Genomic DNA, 19196 nt, shown 5'->3' with positions numbered 1-19196 from the left:
CCGCCCGTCCCGCTTCACAGCTCGAGCCCGCGTACGCGGAGCCCCATGTCTTCGTGTGCGGGTTCGATGAAGACCTGCGAGGGTTGCCGGGCGATTTTGCGCCCGGCACCCGCGTTCGAATCGTCGACACCCGGTCGTTCGACCAAGCGAGATCGTGCGACGCGCTCTTCGAACACTGCGCGGTGGCGCTGTTCGAGGCCATCCAGGAGATCTTGAAGACACGGCCCAAGGGTAAGGTCCTGATCCAGGTGGCCGTTCCCGGTGATGGCCCCAACCGGGTCCTTGCCGCGCTGTCGGGGCTGTTGAAGTCGGCCCAGCTGGAGCACCCGCGGCTCGCCTGGCAGGTGATCGCCCTCGAGGGCGACGGAGCCGCGCGGGAGCTGTTCGACAGGCTGCGAGAAAATGCGCAGTCGGCAGAGGACCGACAGGTCCGCTACCACAGCGGGAAGCGTTGGGTTGCATCGTTGGCCGCCGCAACCGTCCCTGACGTGGAGAGTTTGCCGTGGAGGACCGACGGCGTCTACTGGCTGACGGGGGGCGCGGGTGGACTGGGCCTCCTCGTTGCTACCGAAATCGCGGAACGGATCCGCGGGGTGACCTTGATCCTGACGGGTCGCTCGGCATTGAGCCCGGAGCGCAAGGCGCGCATCGCGGCGCTGGAGAAGCTCGGTGCCCGGGTCGTCTACGAGGTCGTGGATGTCTCGGATCGACACGCCGTCGAGGCCCTCGTCGCGTCCATTCAGAGCAGATTCGGCGGGCTGCAAGGGGTCATTCACGCGGCCGGCGTGCATCGCCGCAACCACATTCCGAAGAAGAGCACCGCAGAATTTCGCGAAGTGCTTTCGCCCAAGGTCGGCGGGCTCGTGAACGTGGACGAGGCGACCAAGGGCTTGGACTTGGACTTCTTCGTCATGTTTTCCTCTGCCGCGGGGGAGATCGGGAACGCCGGGCAGTCGGACTATGCGACCGGCAACGCGTTCATGGACGCCTTTGCCGAGTACCGCAGTGCGCTCTGCGGAGCCCACCAGCGCAGTGGCCGCACGCTGTCGATCGACTGGCCGTTGTGGAGGGATGGCGGCATGAAGCCCGACGAGGCGACTGAGCAGATGCTGCGAGACAAAGTCGGCATGGTGCCGATGCGGACCACGTCCGGTATTGCGGCGTTCTATCGATGCCTGGCTTCGAGCGAGTCACGCATCATGGTCGTGGAGGGACTGCTCGAGCGCATGAAGCAGACGTTGCTTCCACCGCTGCGAAGCAAGGCCGGGCCTGGACCCGGCGCAAGGGCGGAGCCCGCGCGGATGGATCGCCAGCACGCGGAGTTGCTTGGCAGGATCCAGGAGAGCCTCATCCAGGCGATCTGCGAAACCATGAAGCTCGAGGCGCAGGACTTGGATGTCGAGAGCGAGTTGAGCGAGTACGGCTTCGACTCCATCACGCTCACGGACCTCGCCCATCGGCTCAATCGTCGGTATGGCCTCCAGCTGACCGCCGCGATCTTTTTCGACCATTCTACCATCGGCGATTTCGCGCAGTATCTCGTGGAGGAGCATGGGGGCGCGTTCGCGCGGCAGCTTGCCGTGCCGATGCTTGCCGTGCCGATCCAAGCGCGAGGCGACGATGAACCCGACGAACACCTCGAAACTTCGAGAAGCCGCGACCGGAGCACCCCGATAGCGCGTCATCCCATGCCCGCAATGGATGACCGGCAACCCATCGCCATCGTCGGGATGAGTGGGAAGTTCCCGATGGCCGCGGATCTGGATGAATACTGGGCCAACCTGCAAGCCGGTCGCGACTGCATCGAGGAGATCCCGAAAGAGCGCTGGGATTGGAAAGCAATCTACGGAGATCCGCAACAAGGAGAGCACAAGACGAAGATCAAGTGGGGAGGGTTCATCGACGGCATCGATGAGTTCGACCGACAATTTTTCGGCATATCGTCTCGAGAAGCGGAGATCATGGATCCCCACCAGCGACTTCTCATGACCTATATCTGGCTCGCGCTGGAGGACGCAGGATATTCGGCCGCCAGCATCTCGGGGAGCCGCACGGGAATCTTCGTCGCGACGGCGAGCAACGGATACGACAGCCTGATCGCTCGCTCCAAGCTTGCCGTCGACCGCTACAGCGCCACGGGCATCGCGCCATCGATGGGCCCCAATCGTATGAGCTATGTCTTGAACATCCACGGCCCGAGTGAGCCCATCGACACCGCCTGCTCGTCGTCCCTCGTGGCGATACACCGGGCGATCGCCGCGATCGAACGGGGTGATTGCGACCAGGCGATCGTCGGTGGAGTCAATACACTCGTCACGCCGGATCCGTTCATTCGGTTCGACCAAGAGGGGCTGCTTTGTGAGGATGGTAGGTGCAAGAGCTTCTCCAACCGCGCGAATGGCTATGTGCGGAGTGAAGGGGTGGGCATCCTATTCTTGAAAAGACTGAGCGATGCCGAGACCGCAGGTGACCATATCTATGGATTGGTTCGTTCGAGCGGCGAGAACCATGGCGGACGAGCCATTTGGCTTACAGCGCCCAATCCCAAGGCTCAAGCCGACTTGCTGGTTCAAGTGTACAGGAAGGCGGGTATCGATCCCCACACGGTGGGCTACATCGAAGCGCACGGTACGGGTACGGAGTTGGGTGACACCATCGAGGTCAATGCGCTGAGGACCGCATTTGCCGAGCTGTCTCGAGAGAGCGGAGGTGGCGAGATGGCCGGCCCGCACTGTGGCATAGGTTCCGTGAAGACGAACATCGGCCACTCGGAGCTCTCCGCCGGCGTGGCCAGCGTGATCAAGGTGCTCTTGCAATTCAAACACAGAAGGCTGGTGGAGAGCCTTCATTGCGAGCAAATCAACCCGAATATCGATCTGCGAGACGGTCCCTTCTACATCGTACAAGAGTCGCGACCGTGGGAGGCTCTTCGTGACGACGCGGGTGAAATGCTGCCGCTTCGCGCAGGGGTGAGCAGCTTTGGCTTCGGCGGTGTGAATGCTCATGTCGTCCTGGAGGAATACAGGGCGGAGCCAAGGCATCGCGCGAGCGTCGGCGCGACGCTCGAGGCTCCCGATCCGGCGGTCGTCGTGTTGTCGGGCCGGAGCACGGAGCGCGTGCGAGAGTATGCTGGAAAGCTTCTGCGTTTCATTCAGCGCGAGGCAGGTCCGGCTTCCAACCTCCGTCTCGAGGACCTTGCTTACACACTCCAAGTAGGGCGGGACGCGATGGAGGCCCGCTTGGGCCTCCTCGTCCATTCGACTGCAGAGCTGGCAGAGCGACTGCAGCAATTCGTCGACGGCAAAGAGACGACTCTTGGCCTCTATTCTGGACAGGTCAAACCGGACAGAGAGATTTTGGCAGTCTTTGGTTCCGATGAAGAGCGTCGGAAGGCGACCAGCGAATTCATCGAAACCAAGAAGTTCGGCGAGCTTTTGGACGCGTGGGTGCAGGGGCTCGATGTCGATTGGAGTCGACTCTATGGCGAGCGCCGACCGCAGCGTATCAGCGCGCCTACCTATCCGTTCGCGAGAGAGCGGTACTGGATAGAGTCCGAAAGGCCGTCGGTGTCCGATAGCGTGGGGGCGGACACCCGCCATGCACCGCCCTCGGACGACGTCGCGGCCTCCGTGAAGGCCGGCCCCCACGCGGGCGTGGGTGAGCCGAACTTTTCGCATGGGTGGGCACGAGAGCTGAGCGCCATGGATGCGCCGCGCCGTGCAGCGGCGGTGATGGACGCGGTGCGCGCCGAGCTCGCGCGTCTGTTGTCGCTCTCGAGCGCCGACGCGGTGGCCCCCGATCGTCCACTCGGCGAGCTGGGCCTCGACTCGCACACGGCCCTTCAGCTCCGCGATGCGCTCGGCAGACGCGTCGGCACCACGCTGCCCGCGACCCTCGCCTTCGATCACCCGTCGCCCGCGGCGATCGCCAAGTTTTTGCTCGACCGGGTACTCTCGACAGCGAAACCACAGTCGACCCTTTCTGCGGACGATTTGCTTGCAGCACTCGATCGATTTGATGCCTCTGTCTCCGCACGAGATCTTCCCGACAAGCTCCGTACGGCCCTCGCGACAAAGATGAATTCGCTCCTCTCGAACTCGGTGAACGTCGCTTCCGCGCAAGCCGATGCCGCCTCTCTGCCCAATCGCATCATCACGGCGGATACCGAAACGCTCTTCGAGCTTCTCGACAATACGTTCGACATTGGAGCGGGCAATGGGCACGGGTAGCGAGCAAAACGAAGCGCGCCTCCTCGACTATCTCAGACGCGCGACCCTGGCCGGCACCACTCGCGCCAATTCCTATTCGGTTGGCGCGATGCACCCCAACGCCATCCTTTGACCGGTAGATAACTTCTGATATTTCCAGGATGACCAATGACCATCAGTCAAACCGAGAGAACGCCTAGCATCAGCGCAAGCCGGCGAGACGTCATACTCGACCGCCTGGAGGACGACGTTCAGGCAAACCCCGACGCTTTGGCCTTGGTGATGTTGACGCTCGACGGTGAACGTAAGCGATGGACTCGTGGTGCCCTCTGGGAGGCGGCTCGCCGTGCGGCTGGAGTACTGGCCAAGAACGGAGTGCAGCGAGGCGACGTGTGCGCACTGATATTGCGCCACCATCCTCTCTTTGCCCCATTCTACCTCGGCGCGAGCATGCTCGGAGCATTGCCAACCGTACTCGCGTGGCCAACTCCGCGATTGCATCCCGACAAGTTTCGAGCCGGCCTTTCCGGAATGGCGCGAAAATCGGGCCTCGACGTGATCATCACCGAGCCCGATTTCCTTCCAATACTCGAACCGCTACTTGAAGACTCGACGGTACGTTCGACCATTCTGGCGGAAGAGGACCCCACCGTCGCCGGCCAGAACCGCGTGTTGGTCCCTCCATCGTCCCCCTTTCTTCTGCAACATTCCTCAGGCACGACGGGACTACAAAAGGCCGTCGTGCTCAATAACGAAGCAATTCTCCGCGATCTCGATGGGATGGCCAAGAGAGTGGGAAGGCCCGACGACGTCCTCGTGAGTTGGGCGCCGCTCTACCACGATATGGGGTTGGTCGGAAATTACCTCTATGCGTTGTGCATGGGCCGCCCACTCTACCTCCTCGACCCCATTGATTGGGCCACGCAGCCAGCCTCTCTTCTCCTTGCACTGAGTCGCTATCGCGGGACGCTAGCCTGGTTGCCCAATTTCGCGTTCGCACACCTGGCACGTCGAGTGAGCGACGCCGAGCTCGACGCTGCGAACGTGAGGCTCGATTGCGTGCGAATGTGGATCAGTGGCGGAGAGCCGGTGCGTTCAGGCAGCATCAGTGCCTTTGTGAATCGCTTTGCCCGGTGGGGCGTCCGGCGAAATCAGATTGGGGTTGTCTACGGCATGGCCGAAGCAGTGCTCTGCCTCAGTGTGACACCTCCTGGTGTCGAACCCCGGGAGCTGACCGTGGATCGCGTTGCACTCGAGCAGCGCGGCCAAGTTCAATTGGCCAGCGACGGCTCGAGTGGAAGAACGTTCGTATCGTGCGGAATTCCACTCGAAGGCGCAGAGGTTCGGATCGTGGATACCTCTCGTCGGTCGCTCGATAGCGACACTCTTGGCGAGGTGGCGCTCCGAGCACCGTTTCTCTTTGCAGGCTATCATCGCAATCCGGAACGGACGAGCAAGGTGCTCGATGATGGGTGGCTGTACTCGGGGGATCAGGGATTTCTTCACGAAGGCGAGATCTACATCCTCGGCCGGAAGGACGATCTCATCATCATTGCGGGCAAGAACATCGCGCCGGAGGATCTCGAGTACGCCACCGGTGAGGTTCCCCAAGTTGCTGCGGGCCGCGTGATCGCGTTTGGTCTCGAGAACGAGAGCTCGGGAACGGCAGAAGCGCATCTGCTCGTCGAGCCCGTGCCCAGCGCCTCGGACCTTCCCGCGCTCGCGGCAGAGATCACCGAAGCCGTTGCAGCGGCCACGGACGTGACCGTCAGCGGCGTTCACTTTGTGCCCCCGCGTTGGCTGATCAAGTCTTCCGCCGGTAAACCAGCACGTCGTGAGAATATCGAGCGCTTCGTGAAGGGTGAGCATAGGGGCGCCTTTTCAAAGGATGCCTCTCAGGCCGACACATACGCTGAGCCGCAAACGCAGGACGAGAAGGATCTCGCTGAGATCTGGGCACATGTCCTAGGCGTCCAACGGGTGGGACGCAACGACAGCCTACTCCTACTCGGCGGAGATTCGTTGAAGGCAGCGTCCATTGCCGCCCTCGCCGCAAAGCAGGGCTTTGCAGTGACACAACAGCAGATCGTCAAGTATGGAACGGTTGCTCGTATCGCAGCCGCCGTGTCTCGTTCGCAGGGCGAAGCGCCACAAGCAAACGTTGGCTCCGTAGGGGCGTTCGGATTGTGCCAGCTGGATAGGCGATTCGTCGAACGATTGCGACAGGAGCACGATATCGTCGACGCGTATCCTTTGAACGACGTGCAGGAGCAACGCTTGTTCCTTTGGGTGACGAATAAGACTCTCCCATACTGGGTGGAAACCATATCGTTGACCATCCGGGGCAAATTCGATGTCGTGAAATTTCGGGCTAGCTGGGAACGCATTGTCGAGCGCCACGACGCGCTTCGTACGAGCTTCGTTTGGGACAACGTTCCCCGGGCGCATCAGATCGTACACCGTCGAGCTGCTTTGGCTTGGAAGGAGCTCGACTGGACGCAGATGCCAAAGGACCGACAGGCGGCCGCCCTCGAGGCTTTGATGCAAGAAGAGGTCGGACGGCCATTCGACCTTTCACAGCCATCGTTGTTCCGAATCGTCATCGTGCGCGTCGCCGCCGATCGCATTGTATTTCTATCAAACTGGCATTTGATCACGTTGGACGGTTGGTCGTTGGAGATACTTTTGCGTGAAGCCTTCCAAACTTACGAAGGTCTCGTACGTGGAAGTGAAACCTCATTGCCGCCGAGCATTTCCTTCAGAGATTTTCGCGCTTGGGCCGAGCAACAGGATTATTCTGCCGGCATCGCTTACGCGGGTAACGCAGCCAAACGGTCGACCGCCAAGCCAAATCGTATCGAAGATTTCGTCGCGGCTGCTTTCGACAAGATGCCGAGGTTTTCGTTCGTCCCGCTGTCGGTCGGGCGCCTGAGTTCTCGGAGCTGGGGAAGGCTCCCAACGCTGGAGCGAGCCGTTGCGTCGGCTGACTTCGAAAAGTTCGCGCGGAACGCCGGCCTCACACTGAACACGCTACTCCAGGGGGCTTGGTCCGTGATGATCGCGCGCGCAAAACGAGAGACTAGTACGTGGTTGTCGACAATCCATCATGCACGCAATCCGTCCGTGACCGGCGTCGACAACATCGTGGGGCAGATTGCAAACCCTATTCTCTTTCTTGCCGAGTCGGCCGATCAGTCTGTCGGCAAGTGGCTGGCAGCCATGCAGGAACGTTATTTGGACGTCATCAACTATTCAAATACGCCTTTGGGTAAGTACGTCCCATTCTTCAAGAAACTCAGTAACGTTCACCTGTACGACAGCCTCGACTTCCTGAGGACGTGGCATGGCAGATCTCTTGGTGAGGATTGCGTCGTCGAAGTAGACAAAGTTTCAGCGATCATCCCCAACGTAATAGACACGATCTTTGCGCCGCATCGCCTGGGTGACAAACTCGTTCTGTTATTCGGACACAAGCTGAGCCACGTCGACGCAACCCTCCTTCTCGAACAGTACGAGGCGTTGTTGCGCATGATTATCGTCGATCCGGATCGCAATGTTGCCGATCTCTTCGTCCAATCGGTCTTCGAATCGGAGACGCCACTCATCTCATGAAGGGTAGCGAGCAAAACAACGAAGCGCGCCTCCTCGACTATCTCAGACGCGCGACCCTCAAACTCCATGGCGCTGAAGAGCGCCTGCGCCGCATCGAATCGGAACGCAACGAGCCGATCGCCATTGTCGCCGTGGGTTGTCGCTACCCGGGTGCCGTGCGCGATGAGGAGTCGTTCTGGCGGCTACTGGACGAAGGCATCGACGCGGTAACGGAGGTGCCTCTCGAGCGGTGGGACATCGACGCTTGGTACGACCCAGACCCCGACGCGGCAGGCAAGATGATCTCGCGTTGGGGCGGGTTTTTGAATACCGCCGAGCTCGAGCGGTTCGATGCACCTTTTTTCGGCCTCTCGCCCGGCGAAGCGCGGAGTATCGATCCCCAGCTGCGGCTGCTCCTGGAGACCAGCTGGGAAGCGCTCGAGCGGGCCGGCATCTCGCCCGAGCGGCTGATGGGCTCGGACACCGGCGTCTACGTGGGGCTCAGCTCGACCGAATACCAAGTCCGCGCGATGGCCGACATCACCCGCGCCGATGCCTATTCGGGTTTGGGCACTGCGCACAGCGCAATGGTAGGCAGGCTGTCGTATTGGCTTGGGCTCAAAGGGCCCGCCATGGCCATCGACACCGCCTGCTCGTCGTCGCTCGTCGCCGTGCACCTCGCCTGCCAGGCCCTGCGCTCGGGCGAATGCAGCCTCGCGCTGGCCGGAGGCGTCAACGTCACGCTGGGCCCCGAGAACACGGTTTATTTGAGTCGCCTTCGCGCGCTCTCGCCCACGGGGCGATGCCGCACGTTCTCCAACGACGCCGACGGCTACGTACGTGCCGAGGGCGCGGGCATGGTGGTGCTCGAGCGCTTGTCGGATGCACGCACGCACGGCCACGAGGTTCTGGCGCTCATCCGCGGCTCGGCCGTCAATCAGGACGGGCGCAGCAGCGGGCTGACCGCGCCGAATGGTCCCTCGCAGGAAGCGGTGATTCGCGAGGCGCTCGCGCGCGGTGGGGTCGAGGCGTCTTCGGTGGATTATCTCGAATGCCACGGCACCGGCACCCCCCTTGGAGATCCCATCGAGGTGCAGGCCGCTGCCGCGGTGCTCGGGCAGGGACGCGATTCGGACAAGCCGCTGGTCTTGGGATCGGTCAAGAGCAACATCGGCCACACGGAGGGAGCGGCCGGCGTCGCGGGCATCATCAAGGCCGTGTTGGCGCTGCGGCACGGACGCATCCCGAAGACGCTGCATGTGGCGGCTCTCAATGCGCACGTGCCCTGGCAAGGCCTCCCCGTCCATGTCGCGGCCTCTGCGCTCGACTGGCCGCGCGGTCCGATGCCGCGCCGAGCAGGCGTCAGCTCCTTTGGGTTCGGCGGCACCAACGCGCACGTGGTGCTCGAGGAGGCACCGGCGCCAGACACGACCGACCAGCGTCCCGGCGACACCGACCCCCATGCATCGCACGGGTTCGTCCCGATTCTCCTTTCCGGCAAATCCGAACTCGCCCTCCGCGCGCAGGCCGAAAAGCTCCGGGATTTTCTCGATGCCCATCCCGACCTCGACCTCCTCGATGTCGCCTACTCCCTCGCAACTACTCGCGCGCACTTCGAACACCGTGCGGTCCTCGTCACCCAAGACAAAGGCGATCTCCGCACAGAGCTCGACGCGCTCGCGGGAGGAACGCCATCGGAGGCTACCGTCGCGGGACGGACGCTCGATCGCCTCGGCAAGCTCGTCTTCGTCTTCTCGGGACAGGGATCTCACTGGCCAGGGATGGCGCGCACGCTACTCCGCGAGGCAAACGTATTCCGCACCGAAATCGAGCGCTGCGAGCATGCCCTGTCCCCTCACGTGGATTGGTCGCTCATGGCCGTGCTCGAGGGGAGAGACGGTGCCCCATCACTCGAGCGTGTCGATGTCGTCCAGCCGGTCTTGTTCGCCGTCATGGTCGCGCTCGTCGCCCTCTGGCGTTCATTCGGTATCGAGCCAAATGCGCTCGTCGGACACAGCCAGGGGGAAATTGCAGCGGCTTACGTCGCGGGCGCACTCTCGCTCGAAGACGCCGTCAAGATCATCGCCCGACGGAGCCGTGCCCTGACTGCCTTCGTGGGACAGGGGAGTATGGCCGCCGTGCAGTTGTCCCTCGCCGAGCTCGAGCCCCTGCTCGACCCTTTCCAGGACCGACTCTCCATTGCTGCCATCAACGGCCCTAGCTCGATCACCATCGCCGGAGAAAACGACGCCGTCGAGACCCTCCTGCAGGTTTTGGAGTCGAGGGGCGCCTTCGCCCTCAAGTTGCGTTCGGCGGTCGCCTCTCACTGCTCTTTGATGGAGCCCCTTCGTAAAACTCTCTCGCATGATCTCGCGGAGATTCAGCCACGGAAGGCTCGCATCCCGCTCTACTCCACCGTCACGGCATCGCCCATCGACGGCGTCGAGCTCGAGGCGAGCTACTGGTTCGACAACCTCCGACGCACCGTCCGCTTTGCCGATGCGGTCGAGCGATTGGTTGCCGATGGGCATCGCTTCTTCGTCGAAGTCAGCCCTCACCCTCTCCTCATGCTGCCTCTGCAAGAGACGCTGCACACGGGTGAGCCTTCCTGCACCGTGGGCTCGCTCTGGCAAGACGAGGGTGATCTCCACCGCATCCTTCTTTCTCTCGGCGAGCTCCACGTTCACGGCTATGGCGTCGACTGGACAGCGTTTTTGCAGCGTCTCGGCGGCCGACGCGTGGCGCTGCCTACCTACGCGTTCCAACGCGAGCGCTACTGGCTGGACGCAGGCGCAAGCCGAAGCGCCGATGTCGCTTCGGCGGGGCTCACCGCCGCCGAACATCCGATGCTCGGCGCTGCCGTGGCGTTCGCGGACGGAAACGGGTTCCTGTTTACTGCGCGCGTGTCGTTGTCCGACCATCCATGGCTCAGCGGACACGTCGTGTTCGGCCATGTGCTTCTACCCGGCACCGCCGTGCTCGAACTCGCGCTCGTCGCCGCGCGCCACGTCGGCCTCGAACGCGTCGAGGAGCTCACGATCGAAGCCCCGCTCCTCCTCTCTTCTTCCTCCGCCGTCCGTCTCCAGCTCTCCGTTGGCGGCCCTGGCGAGTCCGGCCGACGGGCCTTGACCCTCTATGGTCGTGAGGAGCGTCGCGACGAGCGAGAGGGAGACGGTCCTTGGACCCGCTTCGCCACCGGTACCCTCGCACCGACGGAGGAGCCGGTCTCCTTCGACATGGGGACTTGGCCGCCCCGAGGCGCCACCGCGCTTCCCATCGCCGGCCTGTACGAGCGCCTGCGCGAAGCGGGCGGTGACTACGGTCCGGAGTTTCAGGGTCTACGTGCCGTCTACGAGCGCGGGAGCGACCTCTTTGCCGAAGTGGTCCTGCCCGAAGCCGTCGCCAAGGACGCTCCCGCGTTCGGCATTCATCCGGCCTTGCTCGACGCGGCCATTCATGCTCTCTCGGTGCAAGGCATCCAGGAGGGGAGCGCTATCAGGCTGCCCCACGCGTTCTCCGGCGTCACGCTCCTCGCCACGGGCGCCACGACGATACGCGTCCGGATCGCCCCGAGCCCGGAGCAAGGCGCCTTCTCGCTGGACGTCGCCGATGCCTCAGGACAGCCCGCCCTTCGCATCGAGGCGCTGACCACGCGCCCCGGCTCGGCCGAGCAGCTCCTCCAGTCGAGCACCGACGCGGGGCTTCTGCGTATCGAGTGGTCCGCGCTGCCCGCGACCTCGAGCGAGTCAAGAAGCACCGATGCGGCCGATGCGTATTGGGTCGTCCTCGGCGACGACCGCGTCGGCCTCCGTTCTCTCCTCGAGCCTCATCTCCGCCAGGTCGACCACCATCTCGACCTCGACGCCTTGAAGGCCTCCCACGACGGAGACGGCGCTTGGCCCGATGCCGTGGTGGTGCCGCTCTCGTCCAAGACGGAGACCACCGACCTCATCGCAGCGGCGCATCTCGCCACCGAGCAAGCGCTGACCTTCCTCCAAGCATGGCTCGCCGATGACCGCACCGCGAGGACGCGCCTCATCCTTCTCACCCACGGCGCCGTGGCCACCGCGGGCGGCGACGTCGACCTCGTCCATGCCCCCCTCTGGGGCCTCGTCCGCTCCGCTCAAAACGAGAACCCCGACGTCCCGCTCTTCCTCGTCGACTCCGACGACGATCGGGATTCCCGGCGCGCACTCGCCACCGTCAGCCATGCCAGAGAGCCTCAGGTCGCCCTTCGACGAGGGCACGCCTTCGTCCCGAGGCTCGCCAAGGTTCCGTCCTCCACGACCCCATCCTCTTCGTCGTTCGCTATCGCGCCCCAGGGCACGGTCCTGATCACGGGAGGGACGGGCACGCTCGGCGGGATGGTGGCGCGACATCTTGCGCGCACGCATTCGGTGAAGCATCTGCTGCTCGCCTCTCGACAGGGCCCGAAGGCCGAGGGCGCCCTCGCGCTGAAAGCGGAGCTCGAGTCGCTCGGCGCCGAAGTCACCCTTGCGGCGTGCGACGTCGCCGACCGTCCATCGCTCGAAGCGCTCTTGAAGGGGATCGCGCAAGATCACCCGCTCACCGCCGTGGTGCATACGGCGGGCACCCTCGATGATGGGCTCTTCAATTCCCTCACCGGCGAGCAGCTACGCTCCGTCTTCCGCGCGAAGCTCGACGCCGCCGTCCACTTGCATGCGTTGACCGAACCGCTCGAGCTCGCCGCCTTCGTGCTCTACTCCTCGGCGGCTGGCGTCCTCGGCTCGCCGGGGCAGGCCAACTACGCCGCTGCCAATGTCTTTCTCGATGCGCTCGCCGAGCACCGAAGGGCGCGAGGACTCCCCGCGCTCTCGCTCGACTGGGGATACTGGCAAGACACGAGCGGATTGACCGCCCGGCTCTCCGCTGCCGACCGAGAGCGCATCGTGCGCAGCGGAATGCGCAGCGGGATGCGGCCCATCACCGAAGCGGTCGGGCTCGCGCTGTTCGACACCGCGCTCGCTCGTCCTGAGAGCTCACTCGTCGCCGCTCCGTTCGACACCGCGGTCCTCGCCAAGCAAGCGGACGCCTTGCCGACCATCTTCCGAGGCCTCGTCCGAACCCGGCCGGTTCGCCCCGTCGCCAACAACGTCGCCGCGGCGGCTTCTCTCGAGGAGCGGCTCCGTTCTCTTTCTGAAGCCGAGCGCGACGCTGAGCTTCTTAAGCTCGTACGCACTCAGGTCGGACTTGCCCTCGGCAAGAGCCCAGACGCCATCGACCGAAGCCGCCCGTTCAAGGAAATCGGAGTCGACTCGCTGACGGCGCTCGAGATCCGCAATCGCCTCGCGGCGGCAACAGGTCATCGTCTTCACCCAACGCTGCTGTTCAATTATCCAACGCCGAACGCGCTTGCTCAGTTTTTCATCGAAGAGCTTGCGGGACTCGTCAACCAGCGGCCGAAGTCTCTCGTGCCCGTCATCTCGAATTTCAGCGATGAGCAAATTCGCGCCGCAATCGCCGCAATCGCCACTATCCCTCTCGACCGACTCCGACAAGCGGGGCTCGTCGATACGTTGATGCAACTCGCCAGCGAGCAGAAGATGGCTGTCGTCCAGCACGGAGACGATCTGAAGGCGATCGCGACGATGAGCGCCGCGGAGCTGGTCCGGTTGGCGCTCAGCGAATCGAAGGACAACGCCGGACCAACCAATGAGTAATTCAGAAGACGATACCGTCAGAGCCCTTCGCGCCTCCCTCATGGAAGTGGCGCGCCTGCGTCAACGAAATACCGAGCTCGTTCTGGCTTCGCGAGAGCCGATCGCGATCGTCGGGATGGCGTGTCGGTATCCGGGTGGTGTCGATACGCCCGAAGGTCTCTGGCGCATTTCCTTCGAGGGCAAGGACGCCATCTCCACGTTCCCAGAGAACCGCGGGTGGGAGCCAGAGTCGCTCTACGACGTCGACCCCGACGCCGCGGGAAAGAGCTACACGCGCGAGGGGGGCTTTCTCCACGATGCGGACCACTTCGATGCGGCGTTCTTCGGAATCGGCCCCGGCGAGGCGCTTACGCTAGACCCGCAACACCGCCTCTTGCTCGAGACTTCTTGGGAGGCCTTCGAGCGCGCGGGCATCGATCCCGCGTCGCTATTGGGGTCGCAGACCGGCATCTTCGTCGGAATGAGCTACACCGGCTATGGCGCGGCCGTCGGGCTGGCCGACCCCGACGGTGACGTGACCGTGGGGAGCCTCACGAGCATGGCGTTGCGCAGGCTCGCGTATGTGTTCGGCTTGCAGGGGCCCAGCGCCCTCGTGGACACGGCCTGCAGCTCTTCTCTCGTCTCGATCCATCTCGCTTCCCAGGCTCTTCGCCAGGGCGAGTGCTCCCTCGCACTCGCCGGAGGTGCCTGCGTCATGGCGGCGCCCGGCGCGTTCATCACGTTTAGCCGGCGACGCTCTCTCTCTCCTAGTGGACGCTGCAAAGCCTTCTCCGCCGAGGCCGACGGCATGGGCCTCAGCGAGGGCGCAGGCATCTTGCTTCTGGAGCGGCTCGCTGACGCGAAACGCAATCGCCATCCAATTTTCGCTGTCCTCCGAGGGTCGGCTGTCAATCAGGATGGCAAGAGCCAGGCACTCACCGCTCCCAACGGACCTGCGCAGGAACGCGTCATGCGCCAAGCGCTCGCGAATGCTGGCATCTCCCCGGCAGACATCGATGTCATCGAGGCCCACGGCGCCGGGACTCCGCTCGGAGACAGTATCGAGGCTTGGGCGCTCCAGAGAACGTACGGAGAGGTTCACTCGAAGGACAAGCCTCTCTGGTTCGGGAGCCTCAAGTCCAACATCGGAAATGCGTTGGCCGCTTCAGGAGTCGGGGGCCTCATCAAGATGGTCCTCGCGATGAAGCACGCGGCGGTGCCCAAGACCCTTTACACGGACCATCCCTCTCTTCAGATCGATTGGCCGTCCGGATCCATCCAGCTGCTCCGCGACTCGGTACCGTGGCAGGCGAGCGGTCGCCCGCGCCGTGCCGGCATCTCCGGGCTTGGCATGTCAGGTACCAACGCTCACGTCATCCTCGAAGAAGCGCCCCCGCAGGAAGCGTCTGCGCCGCCCTCGGGCCCGAGAGCCGCCCCCCTTCCGATCCTGGTCTCTGCTCGAAGCGACGCGGCACTCCGCGCCCAGGCAAAGCGTTGGGCGGAGTGGCTGAAGGAGCATCCGACCGAGCGGCTTCGGGATGTGGCGTACACCGCGGCATGCCGTGGGCAGTTCGAAGCGCGCGCTTCGATCCTCGTGCGAACCATCGAGGAAGCCGTGGAGGCGATGACCGCGCTCGCGGAGGGTCGGTCGCATGAGGCCTTGGTCCAAGCGCAAACCGAAGAGTGTGGGAAGGTGGCGTTCGTGTTCCCGGGGCGGGGGGCGCACTGGGAGGCGATGGGCAAGGCGTTGCTCGCGGAAAGCCCCGTCTTCGTCGACGCGGTGACCGCATGCGACACGGCCTTCCGCGCCGCGGGCGACATCTCCGTGCTCGCGCTGCTCCGCGGCGACGGGGTGGCCGATGGTCACGCTGTCGATCGCCAAGACCTGGTTCAGTCGGCCTTGTTTGCCATGTACGTCGGCCTCGCTGAGGTATGGCGCAGCCTCGGCGTGCAGCCTGCAGCCGTGGTCGGGCACGGCCATGGTGAAGTAGCGGCAGCCGTGATCGCGGGGGCGCTGACGCTGGAGGAAGGAGCTCGCATCGTCGTCTCGCGCGGTCGAGCGCTCCAGCGGTGCGGCGAGCAAAGCGCGCTGGTCGCCGTGGAGCTGCCCGCCGCCGAGGTGCTCGACCTCATTGCGCCCTATGGCCCGGCCCTTTGGATCGCCGCGGTGAACAGCAGGAGCTCGACGGTGATCTCGGGAGATGCAGACCTCATCGACGAGATACTCAAGGAGTTGGGTGACCGAGGTGTGACTTGCGGGCGGCTCGACGCCGCGTGCCCAGCACGCTCGCAGCTGGATGCTATTTTGCCAGCGCTCGATGCGGATCTTTCCAAGCTCACCCCCAAAGCAAGTCAGGTGCGGTTCTACTCGACGGTGACGGGGGGCATTCTCTCCGGAGAACAATTGAACGGTGCTTATTGGTGCCAAAATCTTCGTGACCCGGTGCGCTTGGATCGCGCGCAGGAGCAGCTCCTCCTCGACGGATACCGCGTCTTCGTCGAGGTGAGCCCGCACCCCGTACTGGCGCAACTGCTGACGGACGGGAGCCGCGACGCGCGCGGTCTCGTCGTAGCGAGCCTCGAGCGGGACGCCGGCTCGTCGTCGGCGTTGCTCCGAGCGCTTGGTACCTTGCACGTGCGCGGATACCCTGTGGACTGGAAGCTCGTCCTCGGGGGTGAAGACGTCCGCCTTGTGGAGCTACCGACGTATGCCTTTCAGCGCCAACGTTACTGGCTTGGGACGCATCCGCCCGCCGCGAACGTGGAAATGAGCACATCGCAAGCCGAACAGACGTCTGGGAGGCCGTGACCAGCAGCAGGGTGGATGGCCGAGCATCTTCCACCCGCGACACCGAGCAGCCTCCTCCATGGCGATCTTCATGGTGCGAAGCTTCTCTTGAGAGAGCGTGAACGCGATGCTGTCGTCGGTTGGGAGTGCGCGCAATCGGGCGATCCCGCGTACAAGCTGGCTGTTGCCGTGCAAGGCATGGCCCGCTCAGTTAGCACGGCCCGCATGTTGGAGGGATACGAGCGAGCCGGTGGCGGCGCGATGCGTTGCGAGCATGTGACTTTTACGAGCTCGCCCTAACGCCGCGATGCCCAGCAAGAATTTAGATGCTCATGTGGGCCGCCTCCTGATGCTCATCGGCGGGCGCCTCGTGCTCGCGCTCGAGAATCGAGGCCAGCCTGTCCGCGGTTTCGAGGAGGACGAGGGCGTCGATGCGGTGGCGGTATCGCAGAACTGCGCCGGCGACGATTTGCTCGTCGCTGCAGGCGAGGGTCTCGTCGACGCACACGATGATGTTTTCGAGTCCCGCTTCGCGGAGGGTTCGCAGTTTCGATTCGAGGTATTCGGGGGTGTAATATCCGACGATTTCGACGAGAATCTGGCGGTTTCCTCGGGTGAGCGTGAAGTCGGGAAATGCGACGTGTCCGCCGATTTCGAGTGCCGTTGTCTCTCGCGCAATCGTCCAGGAAGAGATGCGGCGGACGTCGCGAAGAAGGTGCCGCTCCACGAGGCTGTCGACATCTCGCGGAAGAGCGTGCGTGGAGGCGATCGGATCGCCGCTGTTCGCGAGCAGACGCGCCTCGCGACCTCCTTCGATGCTGCACTTGGCTTCGAGTGACCATCCGGGGGTTGCGATTGCGGCGGGGACGAACGTCGCCAACGCGTGGCCATATTTGGTCGTATGCCGCAATACGGAGAGGGGGCCGGAGAGGGTCAATCGCAATCCTGCTGCGTCGTTCGCGTAGGTACAGAGCAGTTTCTTCAGGCGTGCAAAACGAACTACGCTTCTCACGTGGGAGCGCGCATGGATGACGACCTCGGTGGCGCGCAGCAGCAGACCTTGAAGTAGAGCCAAATTGTAACGTTGAACGAGCTCCGCGGGCGAAGGCATCGGAGTCGGAGGTTGGAGACGTCGTTCGGTGGGGCGATCTGCGAACAGCGAGTCAAGGATTCGTTCGCGGGACAATCCAAGCGCCGCCGTCGCCGCGAGGAGCGCTTCGTCGCGCGTTCGCGACGTGGCCGCTATGTCGAATACGACGCTTCGTAGCCGCGACGGAGGTAGGGCCGCGACCGACTTCAAGGTCCAAGCGCGCGAACAGACGTGCCGGAGGCCGTGGAGCGTTCGCCGTGGCACCCGCGCCGTGCGCGCGATTTCGGAAAGGCGCGCCGAGAGTGCGTTGTCTACGTCGAGTGCCTTTGTCCCGACCAGGGCATCGAGATCGGTCATCACCTCGCGGACCCAGGGCTCATCGCGCGCCGTGAGGTATTGCGGAACGAGCTCGCCACCACGGAAGCTATAGACCAGCAGCCGCGCCGGCAGCATCGTGCCTCCTTCGCGCGCGAGCGCGCCGATCATCGATGGTTCCGGCGGTAACGAGCTCGTAAATCAAGGCGCGCTTGCCCGGCGCGGGGCGCAAGACTCGGCCAATCCGTTGAATATGCTCGCGGCGACCTAACCTTCCGCCCAGGACGATTCCGACGCGCGCGTCCGGAACGTCGATTCCTTCGTTGAGTACCCGTGCGGAAACGAGGGTTCGATATCGGCCATTGCGAAAGCGTTCGAGAATTTCGTCGCGCTCCTTGCGCTGGGTCTCTGCGGTGAGGAGCGGAACCAAGTGTTCGAACGAAATGGCGTAGGCATCGTCCACGCTCGCCGTGAAGACCAGCTTTTTGTCGTCTCGGTGGCGCGTGAGTAGGATCGCGCAAAGGTCCTTCTTGGCGCGAGGAAATGTAGCCAAGGCAACGGCGCGGCGATAGTCGGCGAACACCTTTCGACCTTCCTCGGAACGGGCCATCGCTCGAACGAGCCCGCTCCAATCCAGATCGGGGTCTGCCCTTGCGAGGCAGCGGCGCATTTCCGCGAAGGGGCGGTAGAGTCTCGCGTACTCGCTGGCCTCCTCCGCGTCGAGATGCACGTGAAGACGAATCAGCTCGAGATCGGCGAGATGCGTCCCGAGCAGCGCACGAATGCTGACTTCGCAGACCGTCGGACCGACGAGAGCGCGAAGGCATGCGTCTCCGGGACTGCCCAATTCGGGACCTGTTGCCGTCAACCCAAGGCGGATCGGTGCGATGCACATTTCGAGCGCCTCGGCGCGTATTCCTCCTGCAAAGTGATGGACTTCGTCGACGACGAGGGCTCGAAAGCGATCTCCGAGCATGTCGAGGCGTCGGTAGGCGCTTTCGAAGGTCATGACGGAGACGGGGGTGACGCGAAAAATGCCATCGCTTACGACCCCCACGGGCCCGTCATAGAAACTCCGCAACTGCTGCACCCATTGCTCGACGAGGGCGCGCGTGGGGCAGAGCACGAGGGAGGATACGCCAGCGCAAGCCAACGCAGCGATGGCCACGAGCGTTTTGCCACTGCCCGTAGGCAGCGACACCACGCCGCGCGACCCGAAAGCGTGAAACGCTCGAAGGGCGTCTTGTTGATAGGGGCGGAGTTCGGGCGTGCGCCATGGCGACACCGGAAGATCGGACTGCGGTCCCACTCGGTCGTCGAGGACGAGCTGCGACTCGGCGGCCAATGCCACGATGTCCCAGTACCGATAGGCCGCACACCGAAAGCCCTGGACGCGTTCGTCCCAAACGACGCCAGGCATCCCCGCTGCGGGAGCACCGCGGAGGCGCACCGTGCCGCGGTCGAAGTCGATGCGAAGGATGTCCATGGCCGGCGGTCCAAAGCGAGGCGCATGCCGAGCCCGCACCTCGCTATTTCTGCGAAAG

6 protein-coding genes are annotated in these 19196 nt (G+C 63.8%); 4 read left to right on the top strand and 2 right to left on the bottom strand.

Annotation, left to right across the window (positions count from 1 at the left end; genetic code table 11):
- The first annotated feature begins 344 nt into the window (after positions 1 to 344).
- The 4 genes from LVJ94_34430 (at position 345) to LVJ94_34415 (ending at position 16268) form a co-directional block, all read left to right on the top strand.
- Positions 345 to 4229: an SDR family NAD(P)-dependent oxidoreductase gene (locus tag LVJ94_34430; protein WXB10774.1), complete on the top strand. Its 3885-nt coding sequence runs from the start codon at positions 345 to 347 to the stop codon at positions 4227 to 4229.
- A 147-nt stretch (positions 4230 to 4376) separates the two neighbouring features.
- Positions 4377 to 7820: an AMP-binding protein gene (locus LVJ94_34425; GenBank protein WXB02000.1), complete on the top strand. Its 3444-nt coding sequence runs from the start codon at positions 4377 to 4379 to the stop codon at positions 7818 to 7820.
- A complete protein-coding gene (locus tag LVJ94_34420) occupies positions 7817 to 13480 on the top strand; it encodes a type I polyketide synthase (protein ID WXB01999.1) in 5664 nt (1887 codons plus the stop codon). Before LVJ94_34425 ends, LVJ94_34420 begins: the two co-directional genes overlap by 4 nt.
- On the top strand, positions 13473 to 16268 hold the full coding sequence (locus LVJ94_34415; GenBank protein WXB01998.1) for an acyltransferase domain-containing protein: 2796 nt from the start codon (positions 13473 to 13475) through the stop codon (positions 16266 to 16268). Before LVJ94_34420 ends, LVJ94_34415 begins: the two co-directional genes overlap by 8 nt.
- Positions 16269 to 16569: 301 nt before the next feature.
- Here the strand turns inward: LVJ94_34415 and LVJ94_34410 are convergent, their stop codons facing one another.
- Complete coding sequence (locus LVJ94_34410) at positions 16570 to 17823, bottom strand: DUF790 family protein (protein ID WXB01997.1); 1254 nt, start codon at positions 17821 to 17823, stop codon at positions 16570 to 16572.
- A complete protein-coding gene (locus LVJ94_34405) occupies positions 17762 to 19138 on the bottom strand; it encodes a DEAD/DEAH box helicase family protein (GenBank protein WXB01996.1) in 1377 nt (458 codons plus the stop codon). Before LVJ94_34405 ends, LVJ94_34410 begins: the two co-directional genes overlap by 62 nt.
- Positions 19139 to 19196 lie beyond the last annotated feature (58 nt).

The sequence above is a fragment of the Sorangiineae bacterium MSr11367 genome (assembly GCA_037157805.1).
Taxonomy (GTDB): Bacteria; Myxococcota_A; Polyangia; order Polyangiales; family Polyangiaceae; genus Pendulispora; species Pendulispora rubella.
The sequence above is the reverse complement of the archived record's forward strand: the minus strand, read 5'-3'. Positions and strand labels throughout refer to the sequence as shown.